Source organism: Syntrophorhabdaceae bacterium (assembly GCA_028698615.1).
Taxonomy (GTDB): domain Bacteria; phylum Desulfobacterota; class Syntrophorhabdia; order Syntrophorhabdales; family Syntrophorhabdaceae; genus Delta-02.
In genome coordinates this window covers 1-23,359 of sequence record JAQVWF010000003.1, presented here as the reverse complement: position 1 = coordinate 23,359, position 23,359 = coordinate 1, and the positions used below count along the sequence as shown (strand labels likewise).

Genomic DNA, 23,359 nt, shown 5'->3' with positions numbered 1-23,359 from the left:
TTGTTCAAATTACCCATTCCACGCCTCCGGAAAAAGGAGTATTTGATAACAATAAGCACACAATATCTTCCCGTGGAGCGATAGGCTCGCAGACGTTATGATCTTCCGCGAAAATGTGTGATTGCAGGACCTGATCCCAGCAACCGAAAGGGCATGGGTCAGTGAACTGTTTCCTGCGATCTCTTTACCAGCATGTCCATGAAACAGCTCGCCGTCCTTGACAGGTTCTTTTCGCTGAGGAAAACGATGTAGGCATCCATTGAAAGCGGTGTGTCCGTTATCTTCACTTCCCTCAGGACACCCTGTTTCAGTTCATTGTGCACGACGGGCTCGACGATGAACGACGCGCCTTCTCCCCGCTTGAGCAGTTCCTTGGTAAACTCGAGGTTGCTTGCCTCGTAGAGGATTGTGGGTGTCAATCCCTTGTTCCTGAACGCCTCCATGACGATCTTCCTTGTTCCCGACCCTTCTTCCCTCATGATGAGCGGTACCTTCGAAACATCTTCAAGGTTGACGGACCCCTTTTTCGCAAGGGGGTGGTCCGGTGAGATGACGAGAAGAATATTCTCCTTCCGGAAAATGATGCTGTTGAGGAATCTCGGGTTCTCATCACTGGCGACGATGGCAAGTTCGTTCTTCATGTGGAGAAGACTCTGCATCATCTCCATTGAACTCCCTTCGCTGAGATGAATACTGATCCCGGGATAGAGTGCATGGAACATGGAAATGTAGTTGGGCATCAGGAAACGTGCGTATGTCTTTGTTGTCCCGACATGCAGCGCCCCCGTCTGTACCCTTCTTATCCTGTCGAGGGTGTCTTCGGCCTCGAGTTCAAGCTGAAAGATCTTCTGTGCATAACCGAAGAGCACCTCACCCGCTTCGGTGAGGTATATTTTTCTTCCCACCTTGGTGAAGAGTTTCAGGCGTGTTATCGCCTCCAACTGCTTGATCTGGGACGAGACGGCCGGCTGGCTTACGCAAAGGTGTTCCGCCGCCCTGGTGAAGCTGTGCTGTCTTGCCGACTCGTAGAATATTCTCAACTGGTTCAGGTTCATGACCACCATCCTGCAGTCGTTGCGATCGGACAGAAGAAAGGCTGCTTTTCAGATATCAGTTGAATAATCCATGTCCGCCCGTTCAGGATCGCTTCAGGGGCCGGTGGTTTCAGGAAGAGTGGTTCGCAACGTCAGTCTTTATGTCTGTTCGCTGCGGGCGGCAACCTCTATTGAGTGCTATATGAACAAGTATACATAAGTTTTTCTTATGCGCAACATAATTTATATGTATTTGACATTATTCCGTTATCTTTCCATGATGTGAAAAAACGATCAGGAGGGCCACCCATGAAGGACATGAGAGATTTTATCCATGATGCCGAAAATGTGGGCCAGCTCAAAAGGGTGAAGGCCGAAGTTGACTGGAACCTCGAGCTCTCCCATATTGCCAAACTGAACGAAGAAAAAAGCGGACCGGCGCTTCTGTTCGAGAACGTCAAGGGCTATACCTCGCCGGTCATCACCAGCGTCTGCACCACGACGCAGAGGCTTGCCCTGATCATGGGTGCGCCCTCGGAATCCAGTCTCGTGGACCTTATGCGGTACTGGGTAGAAAAAGGAAAGACGCTTGTTCCGCCTAAATTCGTGGACAGGTCGCGGGCGCCCTGCAAGGAAAATATCATGAAGGGTGACGACATCGATCTTTTCAAGTTCCCTGCGCCCCATTACTACCCCAGGGATGGGGGCAGGTTCATGGGTACCGCCCACTTTTTCATCACAAAAGACCCCGATTCGGGTTGGGTCAACCTCGGGACATACCGGGCGCAGCTTCTTGGGAAAGACAAGATCGGCACCCAGTTCATCAAGGGCAAGCATTCCGATATCATGCTGAAAAAATATGCCGCCTTGAAGAAGCCTATGCCGGTGGCATCCATCGTCGGCTGCGACCCGCTCCTCTTTCTCACCGGCGCCGCGCGGCTTTCCGCCTTCGTGAGCGAGTACGACTTTGCGGGGGCCGTACGGGGCAGACCCATCGAGGTGGTGCAGGGCGAGACGGTCGACCTTCCCATTCCCGCAACGGCGGAGATCGTCATCGAAGGCTTCGTGGACCCCGAGACCTTCATGGACGAGGGTCCCTTCGGTGAGTACACCGGCTACTACTCCGGTGTGGGGACGGACAAGCGGAACTTCGAACAGGTGACATGCGTAACGTACAGGAACAACCCCGTCTTTTGGGGGACAACCGTTGGGCGTGCCGTTACGGACACACACATGACCATGGCCCTCACCTACGGCGCAACGCTGTGGCAGCAGTTGACGGACATGAAAATCCCCGGCATCAAGGCTGTGTACTGCCCCCCGGAGGGTTCGGGCAGGTTCCTTGCCATCATATCCGTGAAGCAGATGTATCCCGGGCACGCCGACCAGGTCGGCACCGCCGCAATCTCCACGGAGATGGGTGCGTACGGTCTGAAGACGGTCATCGTTGTCGATGAGGACATCGATCCCTGGGACATCCCGAGGGTGCTCTACGCGCTCAGTTTCAGGTTCCAGCCCAACCGCTGCCAGATCATCAGACGGGGCCGTTCGACACCCCTTGACCCTTCGCTTCCCATAGATTCCAGGGACATCACGGGCAGGATCATCATGGATGCGACCATTCCCTATGAATGGAAGGAGAAGCCCCTGCCGGTGGAACTGGACCCGGAGATGGTGAAGAAGATCCAGGGAAGGTGGGAGGAACTGGGGCTGTAAAGTACTTTTAAGATCAGGGGGGTTATCATGAGGCCAATCAGATACACCGATGAAATGATCGACGAATTCAAACGTGACGGCTACTGGACGGATGAGGTCTTCTCCGATTTCTGGAGGCGCAATGCCATGGAGCTGGGAGACCGTGAGGCCCTTATCGACTCAAGGTACCGGGTGACATGGAAACAGGCATGGAAGATGCTCAACAACCTTGCCTGCGCGTGGGTCGACATGGGGATACCCAAAGATTCCAGGATAATAATCCAGGCACCCAACAGCGTCTATGGCTTCATTTCCAGGATAGCGGCGGACAGGGCCGGGCTCATATCGCTCACGGTCTATCCCTACCTGAGAGAGAAGGAACTCGTCTACATGGTGGAGAGGACCCAGGCGGTTGCCGTGGCCATTCCCCATATCTACCGCAAGTTCAATTACCTTGAGATGTACAGGGAACTGCAGAAGACGTCACCCTACCTGAAGTATTTCTTCCTTTTCGACGAAGAGGTGCCCGAGGGTGCTCCCGACGGTTCCTATTCCCTTTTCAAACTGGCGAACGAGAACGTCGACGAGTCGAAATACGCAAGGCTCGATGAGAGGAAGTTCAGCGCCTATTACGATGTAGGCCTTCTGACGAGCACGACGGGCACCACGGGACTGCCCAAGCTGGTGGAATGGCCCATCGCTTCAAGGGTCTGCACGTCAAAGGCGAGGGTCGATATATGGCGCCTGACCAGGGATGATATCACGGTGGCCATTGCCCCCCATGCAGGCGGTGCCGCGGGGACCCTCACCTATTTCGCCGCCCCGCTGGTGGGAGCGAAAACGGTCATGATGGAGGAGTTCGACCCGGAAGGGGCCTTGAAGCTTATAGAGAAAGAGAAGGCCACCGCCATAGGGGTCGTGCCCACCCATCTGGTGCGCATGCTCGAGGTGGACGAGACCCGGTATGACCTGAGCTCGCTGAGGTTCATCAGGAGCGCGGGCGGCTATCTGCCTCCCCAGGTTGCCGAAGAGGCGGAGAGAAGGTTCAAGGCGACGATAACGAGCGATCTGGGTACCCAGGACGTCGGTTCCGTGTCGGGCTGTTCAATCGATGACCCGGGTGAGATACGCCGCAGGACGGTGGGAAGGATGCTGCCAGGCAACAAATTGAGGCTCCTTGACGATGAGGGCAATGAGGTGCCCGACGGAGAACCCGGGCAGCTCTGGTTCCGTGGGCCGCATGCACCGGCCGGGTATTATCGCGACCCCGGATCGACGGCGCCGGTCTTCGACAAGAACGGGTGGACGACGACCGGCGATATTGTGAAATCCGGGGACGGCTGCCTGTGGATAATGGGCAGATCGAAGGACATGATCATCAGGGGAGGACAGAACATATATCCCGCCGAGATAGAGGGCATCCTCAACGAACACCCGAAGGTGGCGAGCGTGGCCATCGTCGGGTATCCCGACAGGGAAATGGGCGAGCGCGCGTGTGCCTGCGTGGTGCTCAAGGCGGGTCAGACCTTCACAAAAGACGAGATGGTCACCTTCCTCAAAGAGAAAAAACTGGCGGCTTTCAAGCTGCCCGAGAGGCTCGAGACGGTCGATTCTCTTCCCACCGTCGGTGATTCCGGCAAGGTGGACAAGAAAGTGCTCAAGGCCGAGATGGAAAGAAAGGTTTCCGGGGGATAACAATGAAGACGATCCTTATCATCTCCACCCTGAACACCAAGGGCGTGGAGACATTTTACCTGCGCGATATGATACGTCGCCTCGGTGGATCTCCTGTCGTGCTTGACATCTCGATGAGGCCGGGCGGAGGAGAGGCCTCCGCCGATATCACCCCCGACGAGGTGGCTCGGGCAGCGGGAAGCACCATGGAGGAGATCGCCGCGTCCGGCGAGAGGGCGAAGAACACCGCCATAATGACAAAGGGGGCGGCGATAACAGCGCTTGGCATGTTCAAGGAGAAAAGGCTTGACGGGATCATAGGTATAGGAGGGTCCACCGGTTCCCTGATGGCGACGGACGTGATGCGGGCACTGCCTTTCGGTGTTCCCAAGCTGATGGTGTCGTCCACGGCGGCCCTGCCCGGCATGTCCACAAAGTACATCGATACCGGAGATATCGCGCTGATGCACTCGGTGGTGGAGATAGCCGGACTTGGCGATGTGCTCAGAAACGTCATCGACAGGGCGGCACGGGGGATATGCGCAATGGCCGACGCGGCGCCGCTTTCATCGAGAGAGAAAAGCAGGGGCGCGAAAGCGGTTGCCATTACCATGCTGGGGCCCTGTGATAAATGCGCCAGCGCCGTGAGGCTTGCCCTCGAAGAGAAGGGGCACCAGGTGACGGGTTTTTCTGCAGCAGGTATCGGCGATCGGGCGATGGAGACCATGGTGTCCCAGGGTCTCTTCGACGCGGTCATTGACCTTGCACCGGGCGCGGTGATGGAGCACCTCGTGGGCGGAATGAGGGATGCGGGGCCGAACAGGATGGAGGCCGCGGGCAAGGCAGGCATACCGCAGATCATTTCCACCTGCGGTGTCAACCACATAACGCCGCCGAAATCAAAATACACCGAGGACCACAAGGCGCGAAGGAAATACGACATCGACAGGTTCAGAACGTGGCTGAGGGCTTCGCCCGATGAACTTCGGGCCGCTGGACGCGCCTTTGCGGAAAAACTGAACGCGGCGGGCGGCCCGGTTAAGGTCATCATACCCATGAGGGGCTGGTCGTCCGTCGACGTGCCGGGAAGCGCCACCTATGATCCCGAAGAAGACAGGAGTTTTGTAGATGAGTTCAGAAAGCACGCGACGGCGAAGATCGAGATAATGGAGATAGACGCCAACATGGAGGAGCCGGCGTTCGCAAGATCCGTCATAAGCGCCGGGATGGAGATTCTTGGCCAATCCGGCGGGGGGCTCAAGTGCGCCTGACGAACATTGGAAGGCCCGGTGTCTTTCATGGGGAACGATGCGAACGACGGGGACGAAGAAGGAGGTATCGATGATGCACGTGCTGCCGAAATTTGATTATTACGAACCCAGGGACATTGCCGAGGCATGCAAGCTGCTCTACCAGTTCAAGACGTCCGCGACGTCCGCGAAGATAATCGCGGGCGGCACCGACATCCTGGTGAACATGAAGAAGGGCCTGATCGCTCCCGGGTGCCTGGTGGGCATTGGAAAGATACCCGGCATGTCCGAGATCCAGCCTGTGAACGGGGGAGTTTCCATAGGCGCTCACCTTATCGTCGAAAAGCTCGTTGAGTTCGATCTTATCAGGAAAAAGTTCAACATACTGTCCAGGGCGGCCTCGGTGCTCGGCTCTCCCCTCGTCAGGAATCGGGCGACGATAGGAGGGAACATCGTGAGTGCGAGACCCGCCGCGGACCTGCCGCCGCCGCTTATGGCCATGGGCGCGCGAGTGATACTGAAAAGCAGGAGGCAGGAGAGGGAGGTGTCCCTGGACAAATTCTTCAAAGGTCCCGGTGAGACGGTGATCAGGCCGGCGGAGGTACTGACGCAGATCGTGATAGATGGGCCGCCTCCCTTTACCGGCGGAGATTACCTGAAGCTGATGCACCGCAGGTCATTGGAGATCGCCATCGTGGCGGTGGCATCGAGGATCACCCTTGACGGCCCCGAAGGAGCCATCAAGGACGCAAGGATCATTTTGAGTTCCGTGGCCCCGAAGGCCATTCATGCCGTTCGTGCAGAGAAGGCGTTGATAGGAGAAAGGCCGACGGAAAAACTCTTTGACCACGCGGCGAAGATCGCCTCAAAGGAGTGCAAGCCGATAGACGATATCCGCGGCGGCGCGCAGTACCGCTGTGACATGGTGGAGGTGCTGACCAGGCGAACGCTGCGGAGCGCCCTCAACGAGGCAATCGGTCAATCCGGTGAAAGGGGTGGAGAATGAAGAAACTGGTAACCCTTGTTGTGAATAAGAAGGCCTATGAAATAGCGGTGGAGCCGAACAGGACGCTGGCGCAGGTGCTCAGGGAAGACCTTGGTCTCCTGGGAACGAAGATAGGCTGCGGGATCGGGGACTGCGGCGCCTGCACGGTCGTTCTTGATGGCCGGTGTGTCAATTCCTGCCTGGTCCTTGCCGTCCAGGTCAGCGGCAGCGAGATTGTGACAATAGAAGGTGTCTCTGCGGGCAAGGATCTGCATCCCGTCCAGCAGGCATTTGTGGAGCACGGGGCGATCCAGTGCGGTTTCTGCACTCCCGGAATGGTCCTTTCAGCGAAGACGCTGCTCGAGAGGCGCTCGGACCCTTCCGAAGCGGAGGTCAGGTCGGCGCTGTCGGGAAATCTCTGCAGGTGCACGGGGTACCAGAAGATCGTCGAAGCGGTCGGTCTTGCGGCTGAACTGATGAAGAAATAGGAGGAGGAGAGCTGACCATGAAGGAATACAGTGTCATCAATACGAGGCTCCCACGGGTGGACGCCCGTGACAAGGTGACGGGCGCGGCACGCTACGCTGACGATCTTTCCATGACGGGGATGCTCTACGGAGTGCTTCTCCAGAGTCCTGTGGCCCACGCGAGGATAAAGAAGATCGACACGTCGAAGGCGAAAAGAGTTCCCGGCGTGAAAGATGTGGTAACAGCGCGGGAGGCCGGGACTGTGAAATTCGGAGTGAGCCCGGCGCGATACGACGAGACCATTTTTTGTGTCGACAAGGTCAGATATGTCGGGGACGAGGTCGCGGCGGTTGCCGCCGAGGATCTTGAGACGGCCATGGAGGCAGCCGCGTTGATCGAGGTGGAATACGAGGAACTGCCCCTGGTTCTCGATCCTTTTGAGGCAATACGGGAAGGGGCCCCGGCAATACATGAAGACTATCCCAACAACATAGGGGCCGAGGTCCATCAGGAGTTCGGCAACACGGAAGAGGCCTTCAAGGAATGTGATTATATCAGGACCGATAAATTCGTGAACAAGAAACAGGACGGGGCGTTTCTCGAGCCTCAGGCGTGCCTTGCCGTCTATGATCCCGGCGATGGTCTCACGCTTCATTCGTCCACACAGGTGCCGCACTATGTCCAGAGGACCCTTGCCATGGTGCTCGGTCTGCCCGTGGGGAAGGTGAGGGTGACGCAGCCGTATGTGGGCGGCGGTTTCGGGCCAAAGGCGTCTGCGAGCACCCTCGAGCTGACGGCATGCCTTATGGCCATGAGGACGGGAAAGCCGGTGAAGATGACCTTCACCAGGGAGCAGGTCTTCCTTCACAGCCGCGCACGCCACCAGTTCTTCCACGAATTGACGACGGGAGTAAAAAAGGACGGCACCCTGATGGCCCTGAAGAACACCTGTTATCTTGACGGCGGTGCATATTCCAGCTTCGGCATCGCCACGGTCTATTACGCCGGGTCACTTCTGGGGGCTCCTTACAAACTGCCGAACATGAAGTACGATGGGTACCGTATTTATACCAACAAGCCGGCCAACGGCGCGCAGAGGGGCCACGGCGGTGTTGCGGCCCGCGCCGCATGGGAGCAGCAGCTTGACATGATCGCGCAGGAACTGGGGATGGACCCCATCGAGATGCGGCTGAGGAATATCATGCAAAGGGGGGATGTCACCTGCAACGATTTCAACATGAGCAGCCTGGGAATGAAGGAATGCCTGGATGCGGTGCGGGATGGTTCGGGGTGGGAACGAAAGAAGGGGAAGCTCCAGAGAGGGAAGGGAATAGGGGTTGCCTGCGGTTTCTTTGTCTCCGGCGCCGGTTTTCCCATATATCGGTCCGAGACGTTCCATTCCACCGCGATGATCAAGCTTTCAGAGGACGGGGGTACCGTGAATGTCTATACCCCCGCGGCGGAGATCGGGCAGGGGTCGGACACGGTCCTGACTCAGATGGCCGCCGAGGCTCTGGGGGTCAGGTATGGCGACGTGAAGATAGCATCCGGCGATACTGACTTCGGCGTGGACCTGGGCGCGTATTCGTCACGGCAGACGCTCATGTCGGGCCATGCCGTCAAACAGGCGGCGGAGGATGCGAAGAGACAGGTGCTCGAGGTGTTGTCGGAGAGAATGGATATACCCGTGGATGAAATGGATATCAAGGATGGCCTGGTCCTTTTTAAAAGGGACGGTGTGGATTTTTCAGTGATCAGGACCGGCTATGTCAAGGAACATCGAGGATGGGCCGATCCCCCGACGGGTGATCACCTTACCTTTGTCGAGGCGGCGCGCATGGCGTACCTGTCACGGGGGACGATCGTGGGTACGGGGGCCTACAAGCCGGGCGAACTTGGAGGCAAGTACAAGGGGGCGGCGGTGGGGACGTCTCCAGCCTACGGCTGTTCCGCCCAGGTGGTGGAGGTGACGGTGGACATGGAAACGGGGCAGGTGACCGTTGACAGGATGACCGACGCCCATGATTGCGGCTTTGCCATCAACCGTACCAACGTGGAGGGTCAGATGCAGGGTTCCCTGTCCATGGGGCTTGGTGAGGCCCTTTTCGAAGAGATAAAGTTCGACGCCGGCGGGCGTGTCGCGAACCCCACCCTCGGAGAATACCGCATACCAACCTGCCTGGATATGCCCAATGTGGAGACCATTATCATTGAGAGCAATGAGCCGAATGGTCCCTTCGGGGCGAAGGAGGTCGGTGAGGGAGCGATCATGCCCACCATTCCCGCCATACTGAACGCCGTCTGCGATGCGACAGGGGTGCGTATATCGGAGTTGCCGATCACATCGGAGCGGCTCTTCAACGCGATGAAGGCAAAGAAACAAAAATGAAAGGAGGTGTGACGTTATGTCGATCCTGTTTACCCAGCACTGGGACCTGATCCCCGGCAGTGAGAGCGAATACGCGCAATTCATCACGGACAGGTATATACCGGAGACCGAGGAGAAGGGTTTTTATCCCGTGGGAGGCTATTACGTGGAGGTTGGTTTCGGGCCGAAGGTCGTTGCCGTATATGTGGCGGAAAGCCTCGCGCATCTCACGGAGGTTGTGACCGCTCCAAAGTTCAAGGAATTGACCAGGGCCCTGAAATCGCTCGTGTACAATTATGTCTCCGGTGTCTACGAACCCACGGGGAACGTGAAACACGAGAAGTATTCCATTCAGAAAGGGGTATGGAAGTTCAACCAGTACTATGATCTGAAACCGGGGGTGATGAAGGAGTACGCGGATTTTATCGTCAACGAGCACATTCCTGCGATGAAGAAGCTCGACTACCTGGAAGTGACCGGCGGGTGGAACGTTCTCTTCGGGGGGTTTTCCGAGATCATAGCGGAATTTACCTTCATGGACCCCATCGACATCGGGAGGCTCCTCAACAATGAGGACTTCAGGAGAGTCACCCTCAAGCTGCGCGGGGAATACGTTATCAACTACAGGAGCAGGATCCTGCGTTGTACGGAACGCTTTGATGAACCGAAATGGTTCAGACTTTAACACGAAAAAGGGGAGGGGAAGCTATGGCTGGATCAAGATTTATGGATCCCCATGACGTGCCGGTTATTGAGGGTACGCAGGGATGGGAAAGGATGTATCCTTACCAGTATCAGTTCTCGAAGGATGATCCGGAAAGGGAGTCGTTCGAAAGCAGCCAGATCTGGTATTATGACGGTCTTCATTACCCTGAGCCGCACTACCCGTTCGACCTCATATGGGACGAGGCGTGGTCCCTGGCGCTGTCCCAGTACAACACGAGACATTTCATAATCCCGCCGGCGCTCGGGATCGACCACCGCATCGTCAACGGCTATGTGTATATCACCCCCGTCGGCATACCCGACCAGGACGTGGTGGCCAAGAGGGTGCCCCATTTCCTTGAAAGGGCCGGGTACTATTACCAGAACTGGGACAGGCTCTACGAGAACTGGAAGAAGAAGGTGACGGCGCTGATCGCGGAGCTGGACGCGCTTGGCTTCAGCGAACTGCCCGAAATGGAGGACATCTCCGTCATTACCGAAGGCGTAGGCAAGGGCAGCGGCTTCGATCTGCTCAAGAGGTATGATGATCTCATCAATATGGGGCTCCTTAACTGGCAATACCATTTTGAGTTCCTCAATCTCGGGTATGCGGCGTACGTGACCTTCATCAACACCACGAACCAGATCTTTCCGGGCATCCCCATATCGACCCTGACCAAGATGGTGTCCGGTATCGATGTTGTCATGTACAAGCCTGATTCGGAGTTGATCAGGCTGGCGAGGCTTGCCATCGGCACAGGACTTGAAGAGCTGTTCATGAGGCCGCTTGACGCTGCCGGGCTGACGGCGGAACTGGAGAAGTCTCCCGCAGGCAAGGATTGGCTCGCCGAGATGGAGAAAGCCCGCTACCCCTGGTTCTACATATCGACAGGAACGGGTTGGTACCACCACCATATCAGCTGGAACGACAATCTGGACATCCCATTCGATGCCATAAGGATGCATATCAGGAGCCTTAAGGAAGGCAAAGAGGTCGGGCGCCCCACGGAAAAGCTCGTGAAAGAGCGTGACAGGATCGTTGAGGAATACAGGAAGCTAATCAAGACGGACGATGACCGGGAGGCTTTCGAGCAGTCCCTGGCGGTGGCACGGACCGTTTTCCCCTATGTTGAGGATCACCTCTTCTACATAGAGCACTGGTTCCACAGCATCTTCTGGAACAAAGTGCGGCAGATCGGCAGGATTCTGCAGAAGGAAGGCTTCATTGAGGACGTCGAGGACATCTGGTACCTGAAAAGGGATGAGGTGAAGCAGGCGCTGTGGGATTATTGCACGGCATGGGCCACCGGCGTCAAGGCACGGGGGCCTTCGTACTGGCCGAAGGAGATCTCGTGGAGGAAGGAGATCTACAAGAAGTTCAGGGACTGGGCGCCGCCTCCGGCACTCGGGGTGCCGCCCGATGTCGTGACGGAGCCTTTCACCATAGTGCTCTGGGGGGTTACCACCGACGTGCTGAGTGAATGGCTCAAGGGCGGAGGCGATGGAGAAGGAGAACAAAGAGAGCTCCAGGGTTCGCCCGGTTCCTCGGGGATTGTGGAGGGAAGGGCGAGGGTTCTCAGGAATGTTTCGGAACTTTCCGATCTCAAGGAAGGGGAGATCCTCATCGCCACCACCACATCGCCAAGCTGGGCGCCGGCCTTTGTAAAGATAGCGGGGGCCGTGACCGACGTTGGAGGGCCCATGTGCCACGCCGCCATAGTCTGCAGGGAATATGGTCTCCCCACGGTGGTGGGGACAGGAAAGGCGACCCATCTCATCAAGACGGGAGACCTCATCAGGATAGACGGCGACAGCGGCCTTGTGACCATTCTCGAGAAGACTTAACCGGCTGTTATTGTTTCCTCTCCCTTTGTGCGGGGCGGCCGTAAACCATCCGGTTCCCGCCCCGCATGGGGGGATCTGACAAGGAGGAAAAGGATGTCAGGCAAAGAAACGAGATACACGCTGTGGTATGAAGAAACGCAGGGAGAGGATTTCAACTTTGTGGGGAAGAAAAATGCCAACCTGGGCGAGATGATCAAGGCGGGCATCAGGGTGAGCCCCGGCTTCTCCATTACCATATACGCCAACGACAGGTTCATCACCGATACGGGGATAAAGGAAAAGATCGAGGCACGCCTGAAGGACCTTGGCCCCGTGACCTTCGAAACGACGAAAAAGGCGAGTGAATACGCCATAGGCCTCATTGAACCGGCATCGATACCGGCACAGATCGAAGATGAGATACTGGCCGCCTACGGGAGGCTCCGTGAAATGTCGGGGGGTACCGATGTTCCCGTTGCGGTGAGGAGCAGCGGGGCCATATCAATGCCGGGTCAGATGGAGACCTACCTGAATATCCGGGGAGAGAGGGACCTGATCGACTACGTGAAGAAGTGCTGGAGCAGCGCCTACAACGTGGAAGCCATAATGTACCGCGCCAACAAGGGAATGGGCTTTCTTTTCAACATAGGGGTTGGCATCCCCAAGATGGTCAATTCCAGGGTGTCCGGCATCATATTCACCATAAATCCAGTTAACGGAGATCCGTCGAAGATCTCCATCGACGCGAGCTACGGCCTGGGCGAGGCGGTGGTGAGCGGCCTTGTTACCCCTGACACATTTCTTGTGGACAAGATCACCCTCGACCCGGTGAAGACGACGGTGGGGAGCAAGGAGGTCAGGTGCATCTACCGCCGGGACGGGAGCGATATCATAAAGGCGGATGTGCCCGATGACATGCGCCAGAGACTTTGCGTCTCCCCGGAGGAGGTGCGGGAACTCTGCCGCCTGGGCAAGTTGATAGAAGACTACTACGGGAAGGCATACGACATCGAATTTGGCATCGATGCGGATATGCAATTTCCGGACAACATCATCATACTGCAGGTGAGGCCCGAATCCGTCTGGAGCAAGAAGGAAGTGACAGCCCGGACGGAAAGGAAGAAAGACCCCATGGAGAGGATCCTGGGCCAGCTGCTGACAGGTGTCAAGCTGAAGTAGGAAGGAACGCCGGAGGGGCGGTGAAAAAGACTGTGCTTATAATGGCCACTCTGGACACGAAAGGAAAAGAGGCGGACTGCGTGAGGGAATGCGTCCGGTCTGCCGGGGTGGATACTCTCGTAATGGACGTGGGAACGACGGCCGGGCCGCCGATGCAGGCCGATATTCCCTCCGAAGATGTTCTGGCGGCGGCGGGTTCGGGCACGGCCGCAGGGACATCCGCCTCACTCGGTCGCTCGGAGGCGGTGGAGGCCATGCAAAGGGGCAGCATTGCCATTGTCCGCGGGCTCTGCAAAGAAGGAAGGATAGACGGCATCCTTGGTCTTGGAGGCGGTACCGGTACCGCCATTGCCACCGCCGTCATGCGGTCATTGCCCTTCGGAATGCCGAAGGTGATGGTTTCCACCGTTGCCTCACGCGACGTAAGGCAGTATGTGGGGACGAAAGACATTGTCATGTTCCACAGTGTCGCGGACCTTCTGGGGTGGAACCATTTTATCCGCCGCATCCTTGAACAGGCCGCCCGCGCCGTATGCGGCATGGTGGGAGCAGGTGACGCAAAGGAAAAGCCTGCGCCGATGGTGGCCGTGACCGCCTATGGGATAAACTCGCGCTGCGCCATGAACGTGGAACCCCTTCTCGAGGAAAAGGGTTACGAGATGATCGGTTTTCACGCAAACGGTGTGGGTGGAATGGCCATGGAGGAGATGACAGGCGAAGGCCTCATAGAGGGCGTGCTTGATCTCACGTCCCACGAGATAGCGGATGAAATGTTCGGCGGCTATTGCAGGGGGATGGGACAGAAGAGGTTCCGGGCTGCGGGCGAGGCTGGCGTGCCGCTCCTTGTGGCCCCCGGTGGTCTTGACAACGCGGTCTTCAGCCCATTCTATCCAATGCCCGACAGGCTCAAGGGCAGAAGGCGCCGCGATCACGACGACAGGTTCTGCGTTCGCATGGAAGGGGAAGAGATGATTGCATTTGCCGGGATCATCGCCGAAAGATTAAACGATTCCAGGGGCCCGGCCTTTGTGCTCATACCGCTGGGCGGTTTTTCGGAGGCGGACAGGCCCGGAGAGGAACTCTACGATCCCGGGGTGGACAGGATCTTCTCCGGGGAATTGAAAAGACGCCTCAGAGAGGACATTGCCCTCGAAGAGATGGATGTCCACATCAGCGATCCCGCCTTTGCGCGCCGCGCCGTTGATATCATCGACGGGATGATCCGGGCGCGGCGCGGCACGGCGGTCTGAAACGTAAGGGGGAAGCATGACAGGCACGGCAATGACGGATCTCGTCGAAGAGAGGGGCGGCTTCAGGGTATCGGCCGCCCTGCGAAGGATGGGAGACGACATGGTCGTTGTCCTCGAGGGAGGCAAGCCGCACATCGGGGCCGTAGGCATGGCACAACCGAGGCCGAGCCTTGCCGACGCCGGCAAGGTGAGCGCCACGTCCTCTGTTTACACGTTCCCCGGACACAGAGAGGACGATGTTGCGAAGACCATGGCGCAGGAGTTGTCCCGCGGCCTGGAATGCAGGGTCGTCGTGATCGCAGGTCTTCACTGGGACCGGATAACGCCGGAAGGCATAGAAGAGGTGATCGGGATGTGCCGGGGTCTGACGGCAAGGATCATGGAGGAGGCGCGAAAGAAATGAAGCGGATCATCGTGGCGATAACGGGCGCGACGGGGGTGATCTACGGGATCAGACTCCTCGAGGTCTTGAGGGATTTCAATATCGAGAGTCACCTCATTCTGTCCGCACAGGCGAAGGCGAACATCAAATGTGAGACAGACCGCAACGTGGAAGACGTGGAGAAGCTTGCCTCCAGGGTCCACGACGCGACCAATCTGGCGGCGTCGGTGTCGAGCGGTTCTTTCAGGACCGATGGGATGGTCATAGCCCCCTGCACGATAAAGACCCTCTCCGCCATAGCCAATTCATACAACGACAATCTAGTCGTCAGGGCGGCGGACGTGGTGCTCAAGGAGCGCAGAAGGCTTGTCCTCGCGGTCCGCGAGACCCCCCTGCACAAGGGACATCTTGAACTGATGGCAAAGGTGGCGGACCTTGGCGGGATCATCCTGCCGCCGATACCGGCCTTTTACTTCCATCCCCACACGATCGAAGACCTTATCGACCACTCCGTGGGGAAGATGCTGGACCTTATGGATATCGACCACCGCCTGTTCAAGAGGTGGCAGGGAGAGTAAGAACGGCAACAGCAACAGTCCTCATCGTCTTCCGCCAAAACGTATGATTGCAGGAGCCCGGGAGACGCGCCACACGTGGCACATTGGCAGAAAAATGTTGTGATGAATAATGAGGTGAGGTATCCCTATTGTAAGGAGTGGTGCCATGAAACGTCTTGCGATGGTCTGCCTTGTTTTCTTTATGGTTGTTGCCGTCCCTGGCTGCAGCAAGGAGAGCGAGGAGGAGAAGGTCGGGAAGGTCATCACGGACGTGCAGGCGGCGGCTGAGGAGAAGGACGTCAAGAAGATCATCAATCATCTGGCGGATACGTACAATGATCCTCAGGGGTTCGATCGCGACGCCGTCAGGAGGGTGCTGCTCGGATATTTTCTGGGGCATCCGAAGATAACCGCATATATCACGTATCTGAAAATATCCGTCGATGGCCCATCGGCCAGGGCCGCGTTTCAGACCGTTCTGACCAGCGGGAAGAAGACCGGTTCCCCGACCGACGTGATCCCGGAATCGCTCGGTGTCTATCGCTTCGATGTGTCGCTGGAGAAGGAATCGGGCGGATGGAAAGTCACCTCGGCCAGATGGGAGCGGATCGGAGACGGGGAGTGATGCGCGCTGGATGAAAATGACCAAATACAAGACCTGATAATCACCCAGAGGGCACCCCACGAGCCTTCCCATGCCGTCACCCCGGGTTTGGTCCGGGATCCAGAGCTATTCTCCCCTCCTTCGACTTTCCTGGGTTTCCGCCTTCGCGGGAATGACGATCAAGGGTGAGGTTTATGTGGCATCATTTCTTTGGCTTTCTCCTGGCCAGATTGGGATAGAGCTTCTTTGCACAGTCGGGGCAGATGCTGTGGGAGAACTCGGCCTCGGTGTGGTCGCGCATGTATATCTCGATCTGCTGCCAGTATCCCTGATCGTCGCGGATCTTCTTGCAGTGGGAGCAGATCGGCAGGTAACCGCGCAGGGTTTTGACCTCCGAGAGCGTCTGCTTAAGCTCCCGGACCAATTCCTCGTTCTTCCTTTCAGCCTCCTGCCGCCGCTGGATCTCCTTCTGTGCAAGGTTCAGTTCCATTCTTACCTCAGCCACCTCCTTGAGGATGGCGAGCACGGGCCGGTTCTCTATGGGGTTGCCTTTCTTTGAGTTCTGCCAGTTCAGATAGAGGTACAGGAAGGGAAAGGCGAAGACCGCGATGATGAGGCGGCTGAGCAGTGTGCCCTTCATGATGTTCACATAGTCCGGACTGCCGAGGAATGCACCCGTGGCGAAGAGGAGCACGTCCAGCCACATCACGCCGAGCAGGGTGATGAAGGCCCTCAGCCAGAGCCGGTTGAACCTGGTCTTGCCGAGAAACTCCCATGCCATCGCCAGGAAGATCAGGTCCGCCACGGTGGTGGCCACCGAAGCGGCATTGATCCTGAAACTCGGTATCGGAACATATACCAGGGCATTGCTGCCGATGACCTTCGTCTGCAGATGAAGCGTGAGCGCAATCAGCGGCACCATTGCGGACACCCCGGCGACGGTAGATATGGCGATGCGGGTGGCGTGGGGCCCGTCGAATATGTACACGGCAAATACGCCCAGCAGCAGCGACGTGTAAAAGACGGTGGACCCGACCATGAAAGTGATACCGGAAACCTGCACCGTGACGCCGGCATCGGTCACCCATGACATGACCGCGGTGATCCCTCCCATCAGGGCGTAAAAATGGGCCAGCCCGAATCGATCACGCAAGGAATGCGCCCACAGCACCAGGAAATAGACGATCATTGCTTCAGAGATCAGTATGAGAAGTTGGCTTTTCATGTCCCGGCGGGATTACAAGTGTATTCTATGAAGGTAGCATTGTTGCCGGCAGAACAGGCATAAGTCAGTTCTCCCGGTCGATGACCCGCCAACGCCTCCGAAGTTCATGCTCCACTGTATTATTTCATTGTTCTTGGTGAAACGCTATTAAAACGTGTATCGCCTTCATCGGGCATAACTTAAGAGGATGATGGCGAAAAGACGGCTTGAATCGCTTGAATGGCTTGAGGGTTAACGACGAAAGACAAGAACGTCCCCTCCGCCCGAGAAAAGACGTGAACGGTTCTTAATTAGACGGAGTTATGCCGTGGTCTTATCCCTGGTTGTCCGGGGAGCGCGTTTCTTGAGGCCTGTCGATTTCCGGGCAAGGTCGATCAGTGACCGCAATGCCTCGTTGACAGCCTCATCGGTGGGGAAGACTTTCGCCACATCGGGACTGAGGAGAACGAGGTTACTGCCTTTGCGGTAAGCTTCGAAACGTTTGCCGCGGATGCCTTTGCCAAAATCCTCACGAGTATATAGTGGACGAAGCTCGTCATCGCTCTTAGCCTTCTTCATATATCTCCCTTTCTTTGCGGTTCATCGGCCGGGCACTGATAATCCTCGTTCTTCGTCCCCGTTCTGCATGGGCTACTACGATCAGCCTGTTGTGCTCGGACAGCCCGAACGTGACACAACGATTCTCGTCGAGAGAATGGTCGGGATCATGGAATGTTATTGCCAGAGGATCCCCAAATACGGTAGAGGCCTCATCGAAGGATACGTTATGTTTGCGCAGGTTCGACATGGCTTTTCCTGGGTCCCATTCAAAAGTTACGCCGTTCATTATATCATGGCTCCATCATATGTGAAATAGGCAACTGGCAGGACTACCTCACCTGCCTGTTTGGGTATTACTTCCGAAACGCAAAAAAAGGTACCTGGAGAGTTTCCCTTTTGACGTCCTCTTGTCTTCTCGGCTCCTGCATGCAGCCTTCGGTGATGCTCGAAGCTGTGGTCAATCGGGAAGGAAAGAACATGGCCTTCATCTCCGCCGAAACACTAATTTCCCTTCCTGCTCCCTGCGCGTGGCCTTTTGGCCATGCTCGAAGTCACGGTTCGCGAAAAGTCCTTTCGGCACTAGATGAAGGCAGTTACAGGTTTTACCCTGGACAGAGCATCTATCCTTTTGCACAGCTTGCCGTAAAGAAGTGGAAAGGATTAGGAGCTTCTTAATTGTTCAGGACGTCCCCTCCGACCCCGCAGAGAAAACAGAAATGGTCAAATACAAGACCTGACCCCAGGAGCGCCTGGACACGGCAGGGAACCGACGATTCTCTGCGTCGTTGAGAAACGACAGGGGTTCACTGATGGACCCTGATCCCGATGGGTGACTGACGCAGACCGGATTGCCGGCCATGAGCATGAAACATTCGAGAAAGCGGGCGCAGGGAAGGAGCGACGGATGGGAATGACAGTGCGTTGGAACAAAACCAAAGAACCTGCAAAAACGAGAGTTATTTGCAGCGGGGGAATATTATTCTCGACAGAGTGCCCTCTAATGGGTGACCACACGAGCCTGCTGGTATGCCATACTGTTGTCACCCTCCCATGGCAAAATAGAGATGCATTTCGTGCACGGTTTGTGTACCATATAAACAAGAGCTCGCCAGTTATTTCAACGTAAGATAGACATCCGAGCCTTCACATTAGATGAGAAGGATTCGATGAAGCACTATGGCAACCACAATCAGCGTGTTGTATCGTGGAGCAGAAAAGCTTTCAATAATCAAATGCCGGATAGGACCTCCAGATCTATTCCGCAAGCTGCGCAACAAGGAATATGTTGATGCCACAGGCGCCACGTAATATGGACAATCTTTCCTATGGGCTTTACGATGCGTTGCTTGACGAGAGACTACTTGGCGTTCTTCGGCGTAATCCAGACCTCCGAGCAGTTCTGTCAAAACTCGACGTTGAGGAACAGCCGGCACGTTACGCGGCGTTTGTAGCCAAGATTGTTGAAAGCGCCTTGAGACAGGTGACTGAACCAGATGAGCGGCTTCGTCTATGTAATCGTATAACCACCCTTCTCTCTGATGATTCTAGGCTAACCTATCTTGAGAAGCATAAACTTGTGTCTGCAGAAAAGCAGATTTTATCCGAAATAACGCCGCCTCACTATGCTAGACAAGGCGTTCCACGCCCCGAAACGTCTATCGTAGAAAGCAGTTTGTTTACCGGTTCACCACGCGAGCCCCAGCTAGTTCACGAGTTGGAGAGGGAGATGCGATCGGCGGATAGGGTGGACATACTGGTTTCGTTTATTAAGTGGTCGGGCTTACGACTTCTCATGGCCGCTTTTGAGGAACTCAGAGGGAGAAATGTCCCAGTGAGGCTAATAACGACCTCCTACATGGGTGCCTCTGATGCAAGTGCGATTGAGTGGCTCGCACAAAGGCCAAATATTAGAGTCAAGGTATCTTACGATACGGAAAGAACACGCCTTCATGCCAAGGCGTATCATTATCAACGAGACTCAGGTTTTTCAACGGCCTATATTGGCTCGGCAAATATGTCCAATGCGGCAATGACTAGTGGTCTAGAATGGAACCTTAAAGTCACCGCTCAAGATATGCCGCATATTCTGGAGAAGTTTTCTGCCGAGTTTGAAACATATTGGAACAGTCCGGAATTCGTTGTTTTTGATCCAGAGACTCCACAGGTTCTTCGTGATGCAATACGTTATGCTCGAAACCCGCAAAAGTCTATGGTTGCTACTTTTTTTGACCTGCGGCCGCATCCTTTTCAAGAAAGAATTTTGGATTTGCTAACGGTAGAAAGGCGAATTCATGGGTGTTGGCGAAATCTGGTGATCGCTGCAACCGGCACAGGAAAGACCGTTGTAGCAGCTTTCGATTTTAAGAGATTCTTTGAAGAGAACCACAGGCAAGCGAGGCTTCTTTTTGTTGCCCACAGGAAGGAAATCCTGGAACAGGCATTGGGAACTTTCAGAAATGTTCTACGCATAGGAGATTTCGGTGAACTACTTGTCGGGCCTTATGAGGCTTCTCGCAACGACCATCTTTTTTGTTCAGTGGACATGCTCTCCTCTCGTCAGTTGTGGCGACAGACAGGGCCTAGTTTTTATGACTTCATAGTCGTTGACGAAGTTCACCATGGTCCATCGGACAGCTATCGACCTATTTTTGATCACTTCAAACCGGGCATCCTTCTTGGTCTGACTGCCACACCAGAACGCATGGACGGAAAGAGCGTTGCTGCCGACTTCGAGAATCGTTTTGCGGCCGAAATCCGCCTGCCGGAAGCCCTTGAAGAAAAATTGCTTTGTCCATTTCACTACTTTGGTGTTGCCGATCCTGTAGCCCTTAATGCCGATCGATTCTGGAAGGGCGGCAAGTATGATATTCAAGAACTGGAGAATGTGTATACGGGTGCCCATGCATTGGCGTTGAAGCGCGTCGAAACGGTTATAGATTCGCTGTTGCGCTACGAGCCAGACCTTGCGCGGGTAAAAGGTATTGGCTTTTGTGTTTCGGTAAAGCATGCAGAATATATGGCGCGGATGTTTAATGAAAGAAACATTCCATCAGACGTAATAACAGGGGATACGGGCAGTGAAAGAAGAACGAATTTATTGCGTAATTTCCGTGATGGAAACATCACGTTTCTTTTCGCACGAGATGTGTTCAACGAAGGACTTGATGTCCCGGACATAAACACTGTTCTCTTTTTGCGGCCAACAGAGAGTCTTACGGTTTTTCTTCAACAACTAGGCCGGGGTCTTAGGCACGCACCTAAAAAAGAGTGTCTTACGGTGCTCGATTTTGTGGGCCAAGCGCACCGCCGCTATCGGGTTGACACGAAACTGAAAGCGCTTCTGCCAAAGCGCCGTTTCGGAGTTGATCGGGAAGTTGAACTTGGTTTTCCTCATCTTCCGCCAGGATGTTCAATACAACTTGATCGTATCGCGCGTGAATATGTTCTAGAGAACATTCGTTTCAATTTACGAAAGATAGCAATTGCAGTTCCCGAGCGAATTCAGACTTTCGAACACGATAGTAACCTGCCACTTACGTTTGGTAATTTTGTGCGCTATCACGATTATGAGCCCGAGGTTCTTCTCTCGAGAGACACGTGGTCTGGTTGGAAGGCAAGAGCGCGGCTTTGTCCGGTTCCTAACGATCCGGATCTCGCACAGCTCAAACCAGCTTTGATCCGGGTACTTTCCATTTCGGGACCAAGGGAACTGTTGGTCGTGCGTAAGACTGTAGAGAGGCTGTCCGAAGGTGATGCTGCGGGTGCACTCGCATTCGTGGGCAATGCCGCCCTATCCATGCATTATCGTATCTGGGGAAAACCTGGGCCGCTTCTTGGTATGGATACATTTGAGGACTCATTTAGACGCATGACTCTTAATGCCACCATTCTAAAGGACTTGAATGAAATCGCTGAATGGGCCGAGTCAGGAACTGGAGTCTTAGGAGAAATCCCTGAACTGCCATTTCTATGTTCCATGGAGTTGCACGCGCAGTATGGTATGAAAGACATTCAGGCCAATATGGGGAAAGCGACGCTGCAAACGGCAGGATTGCGTGGAGTGGGCCTTATTCATCTTCCGGAAATAAAGGCTTATGCGCTGCTCATTACGTATCAGAAAACCGAAAGGGAATTTTCGCCGAGCACCATGTATGCGGACTACCCCATCAGCAGGGAGCTTCTTCATTGGGAATCGCAATCAAACACATCTCAAGAATCCGAGACGGGACAAAATCTTATCAATCATAAGGAAAAAGGTTATACGATTTTGGTTTTTGCCCGCGATCAGAAAAAGCGAAACAACCTCACGGTTCCGTTTACCTATCTTGGTCCAGCTGAGTTGGTAAGTTACGAAGCTGAACGGCCAATCAGAATAGTGTGGCGATTACGATATTCAATGCCGGTTGAGATGTTTGAGGAAAACAAGAGAGGAGGATAGTTTTCAGGGGTCCCCACTGTACGGTTGAGTTGCGGTCAGATCTTTCACGGCCTGTTGCCCAAACCCCCCGTTCCAAAAACAAAAGACCTGTCTCACGCCCGTTCGTCGCTATGCTCCTCACTGGAGGCATAACAGAGAGCATAACGAGGAAGGCAAAGACCTTCCCGGGGTTCCGTGAGACTGCAGGGATCCCCGGGAACCTTCAATCCCGCAAGGGGGATGATAAAGAATATATTCCATACAAACCCGCCCCACTTTATCTTCTCAGGGGGGGTTGGAAAATTTCTAAATCCCTGATTTCTAAAGAACTGGATCTTTACTAATCTTACGGTTGCTTTACAAATACCTCACAATACAAGGGGTTTAGAAGGGTTTAGGATTTTGGGCCGCTTGGGCTTGGATGAAAAACCCATTTAAGAGAGGTTTGGAAAATTTGGTTGAAAAGTGGGGTTCGTTATCAGAGGAATTGGAAAAGTTGAAGACAGTTGTGTATCTGTAGAGCATTGATGGTGGCTGTTATGCACAATTGATAGTCAATGGATAGTGGGACAATAATGGGACAGGTGATTATGCGACAAGACAAGATTATGGGACATAGGACAGTTATTTAACAATAACAAGTAGTTAAGTATCTCCCGTTAGCCTTAAATATGTTGAGAAATGTCACATAATGGCTGAGGGGGGGGCTGGAGGAATATTCAAATTGTGGCCTCCGAAAAGCTCATAAAGAGGTCCGAAGATTTCACAAGCCATCCATCCGCCACTGCGGGATCACAACCCTCTTGTGTATGCTTCCCGTGTTTCTGATTTCTTCCTCAGTTGAAACATACAGGAATGCAGTGAATTAGTGACAGGACAGCGAAATGCCGTCGATAATTTGGTGATTGTTAGCTTGACATAACGTGATAATGTAGACTAGTGTTATAGCATATTATGCGTATTGACCTGCTGCTAGCATGCGGACTTGGGGTTTGGGCGATAGTGATGTACCTGATACCCAATAAGACCCCCCTAATGATCGTAGTTTCCCTAATTGGAGGCGTGGAGGGGACGTTCCGGTTTAACCAAAGTCAACAATAAAGATTTCCTCATCTGTCAATAGGCCGTCGGTTCCCTCCTTGTTCCTGCCTTTCTTTGCTGCGTTAAGATCTGCGGGTTTCCCCCACTTCCTGTGTCTGCGA

The 23,359-nt window shown here is 54.9% G+C and carries 18 protein-coding genes; 14 read left to right on the top strand and 4 right to left on the bottom strand.

Annotation, left to right across the window (positions count from 1 at the left end):
* Window positions 1-158: 158 nt before the first annotated feature.
* The gene (locus PHC90_01940) at window positions 159-1,055 is read right to left on the bottom strand and encodes a LysR substrate-binding domain-containing protein (GenBank protein ID MDD3845103.1); all 897 of its coding nucleotides are present in this window, start codon (window positions 1,053-1,055) and stop codon (window positions 159-161) included.
* Window positions 1,056-1,343: 288 nt separating this feature from the next.
* On the opposite strand from PHC90_01940, the gene ppcB reads away from it, so the two are divergent.
* The 13 genes from ppcB to PHC90_01875 all read left to right on the top strand — a co-directional run bounded on the left by ppcB (window position 1,344) and on the right by PHC90_01875 (window position 15,996).
* Window positions 1,344-2,750, top strand: coding sequence for a phenylphosphate carboxylase subunit beta (gene ppcB / locus PHC90_01935; GenBank protein ID MDD3845102.1), 1,407 nt, complete (start codon window positions 1,344-1,346; stop codon window positions 2,748-2,750).
* Between the two features lie 27 nt (window positions 2,751-2,777).
* Window positions 2,778-4,424 carry an AMP-binding protein gene (locus tag PHC90_01930; protein MDD3845101.1) on the top strand — a complete coding sequence of 549 codons (1,647 nt, stop codon included), beginning with the start codon at window positions 2,778-2,780 and terminating at the stop codon, window positions 4,422-4,424.
* 2 nt (window positions 4,425-4,426) lie between these two features.
* Complete coding sequence (locus tag PHC90_01925; GenBank protein ID MDD3845100.1) at window positions 4,427-5,674, top strand: Tm-1-like ATP-binding domain-containing protein; 1,248 nt, start codon at window positions 4,427-4,429, stop codon at window positions 5,672-5,674.
* A gap of 37 nt (window positions 5,675-5,711) precedes the next feature.
* Window positions 5,712-6,659, top strand: a complete 948-nt coding sequence (locus PHC90_01920) for a xanthine dehydrogenase family protein subunit M (GenBank protein MDD3845099.1) — start codon at window positions 5,712-5,714, stop codon at window positions 6,657-6,659.
* Window positions 6,656-7,126: a (2Fe-2S)-binding protein gene (locus PHC90_01915; protein MDD3845098.1), complete on the top strand. Its 471-nt coding sequence runs from the start codon at window positions 6,656-6,658 to the stop codon at window positions 7,124-7,126. The genes PHC90_01920 and PHC90_01915 overlap by 4 nt, the downstream gene beginning before the upstream one ends.
* A gap of 17 nt (window positions 7,127-7,143) precedes the next feature.
* Entirely contained in the window at window positions 7,144-9,495 is a 2,352-nt protein-coding gene (locus tag PHC90_01910) for a molybdopterin-dependent oxidoreductase (GenBank protein MDD3845097.1), read from the top strand.
* Between the two features lie 16 nt (window positions 9,496-9,511).
* Window positions 9,512-10,159, top strand: coding sequence for a hypothetical protein (locus tag PHC90_01905; GenBank protein MDD3845096.1), 648 nt, complete (start codon window positions 9,512-9,514; stop codon window positions 10,157-10,159).
* Between the two features lie 23 nt (window positions 10,160-10,182).
* A complete protein-coding gene (locus PHC90_01900) occupies window positions 10,183-12,024 on the top strand; it encodes a PEP-utilizing enzyme (GenBank protein ID MDD3845095.1) in 1,842 nt (613 codons plus the stop codon).
* A 93-nt stretch (window positions 12,025-12,117) separates the two neighbouring features.
* Window positions 12,118-13,182, top strand: a complete 1,065-nt coding sequence (locus PHC90_01895; GenBank protein MDD3845094.1) for a PEP/pyruvate-binding domain-containing protein — start codon at window positions 12,118-12,120, stop codon at window positions 13,180-13,182.
* Between the two features lie 20 nt (window positions 13,183-13,202).
* The gene (locus PHC90_01890; protein MDD3845093.1) at window positions 13,203-14,432 is read left to right on the top strand and encodes a Tm-1-like ATP-binding domain-containing protein; all 1,230 of its coding nucleotides are present in this window, start codon (window positions 13,203-13,205) and stop codon (window positions 14,430-14,432) included.
* A gap of 16 nt (window positions 14,433-14,448) precedes the next feature.
* Entirely contained in the window at window positions 14,449-14,835 is a 387-nt protein-coding gene (locus PHC90_01885; GenBank protein ID MDD3845092.1) for a hypothetical protein, read from the top strand.
* Window positions 14,832-15,392: a UbiX family flavin prenyltransferase gene (locus tag PHC90_01880; GenBank protein MDD3845091.1), complete on the top strand. Its 561-nt coding sequence runs from the start codon at window positions 14,832-14,834 to the stop codon at window positions 15,390-15,392. Before PHC90_01885 ends, PHC90_01880 begins: the two co-directional genes overlap by 4 nt.
* 145 nt (window positions 15,393-15,537) lie before the next feature.
* Window positions 15,538-15,996, top strand: coding sequence for a nuclear transport factor 2 family protein (locus PHC90_01875; GenBank protein MDD3845090.1), 459 nt, complete (start codon window positions 15,538-15,540; stop codon window positions 15,994-15,996).
* Between the two features lie 181 nt (window positions 15,997-16,177).
* Here the strand turns inward: PHC90_01875 and PHC90_01870 are convergent, their stop codons facing one another.
* The 3 genes from PHC90_01870 to PHC90_01860 all read right to left on the bottom strand — a co-directional run bounded on the left by PHC90_01870 (window position 16,178) and on the right by PHC90_01860 (window position 18,026).
* Window positions 16,178-17,200, bottom strand: a complete 1,023-nt coding sequence (locus tag PHC90_01870; GenBank protein MDD3845089.1) for a hypothetical protein — start codon at window positions 17,198-17,200, stop codon at window positions 16,178-16,180.
* Between the two features lie 300 nt (window positions 17,201-17,500).
* A complete protein-coding gene (locus tag PHC90_01865) occupies window positions 17,501-17,758 on the bottom strand; it encodes a hypothetical protein (GenBank protein MDD3845088.1) in 258 nt (85 codons plus the stop codon).
* Window positions 17,745-18,026, bottom strand: coding sequence for a BrnT family toxin (locus PHC90_01860; protein ID MDD3845087.1), 282 nt, complete (start codon window positions 18,024-18,026; stop codon window positions 17,745-17,747). Before PHC90_01860 ends, PHC90_01865 begins: the two co-directional genes overlap by 14 nt.
* 1,023 nt (window positions 18,027-19,049) lie before the next feature.
* Here PHC90_01860 and PHC90_01855 point away from each other — a divergent pair.
* Window positions 19,050-22,178: a DUF3427 domain-containing protein gene (locus PHC90_01855; GenBank protein ID MDD3845086.1), complete on the top strand. Its 3,129-nt coding sequence runs from the start codon at window positions 19,050-19,052 to the stop codon at window positions 22,176-22,178.
* The last annotated feature ends 1,181 nt before the right edge of the window (window positions 22,179-23,359 follow it).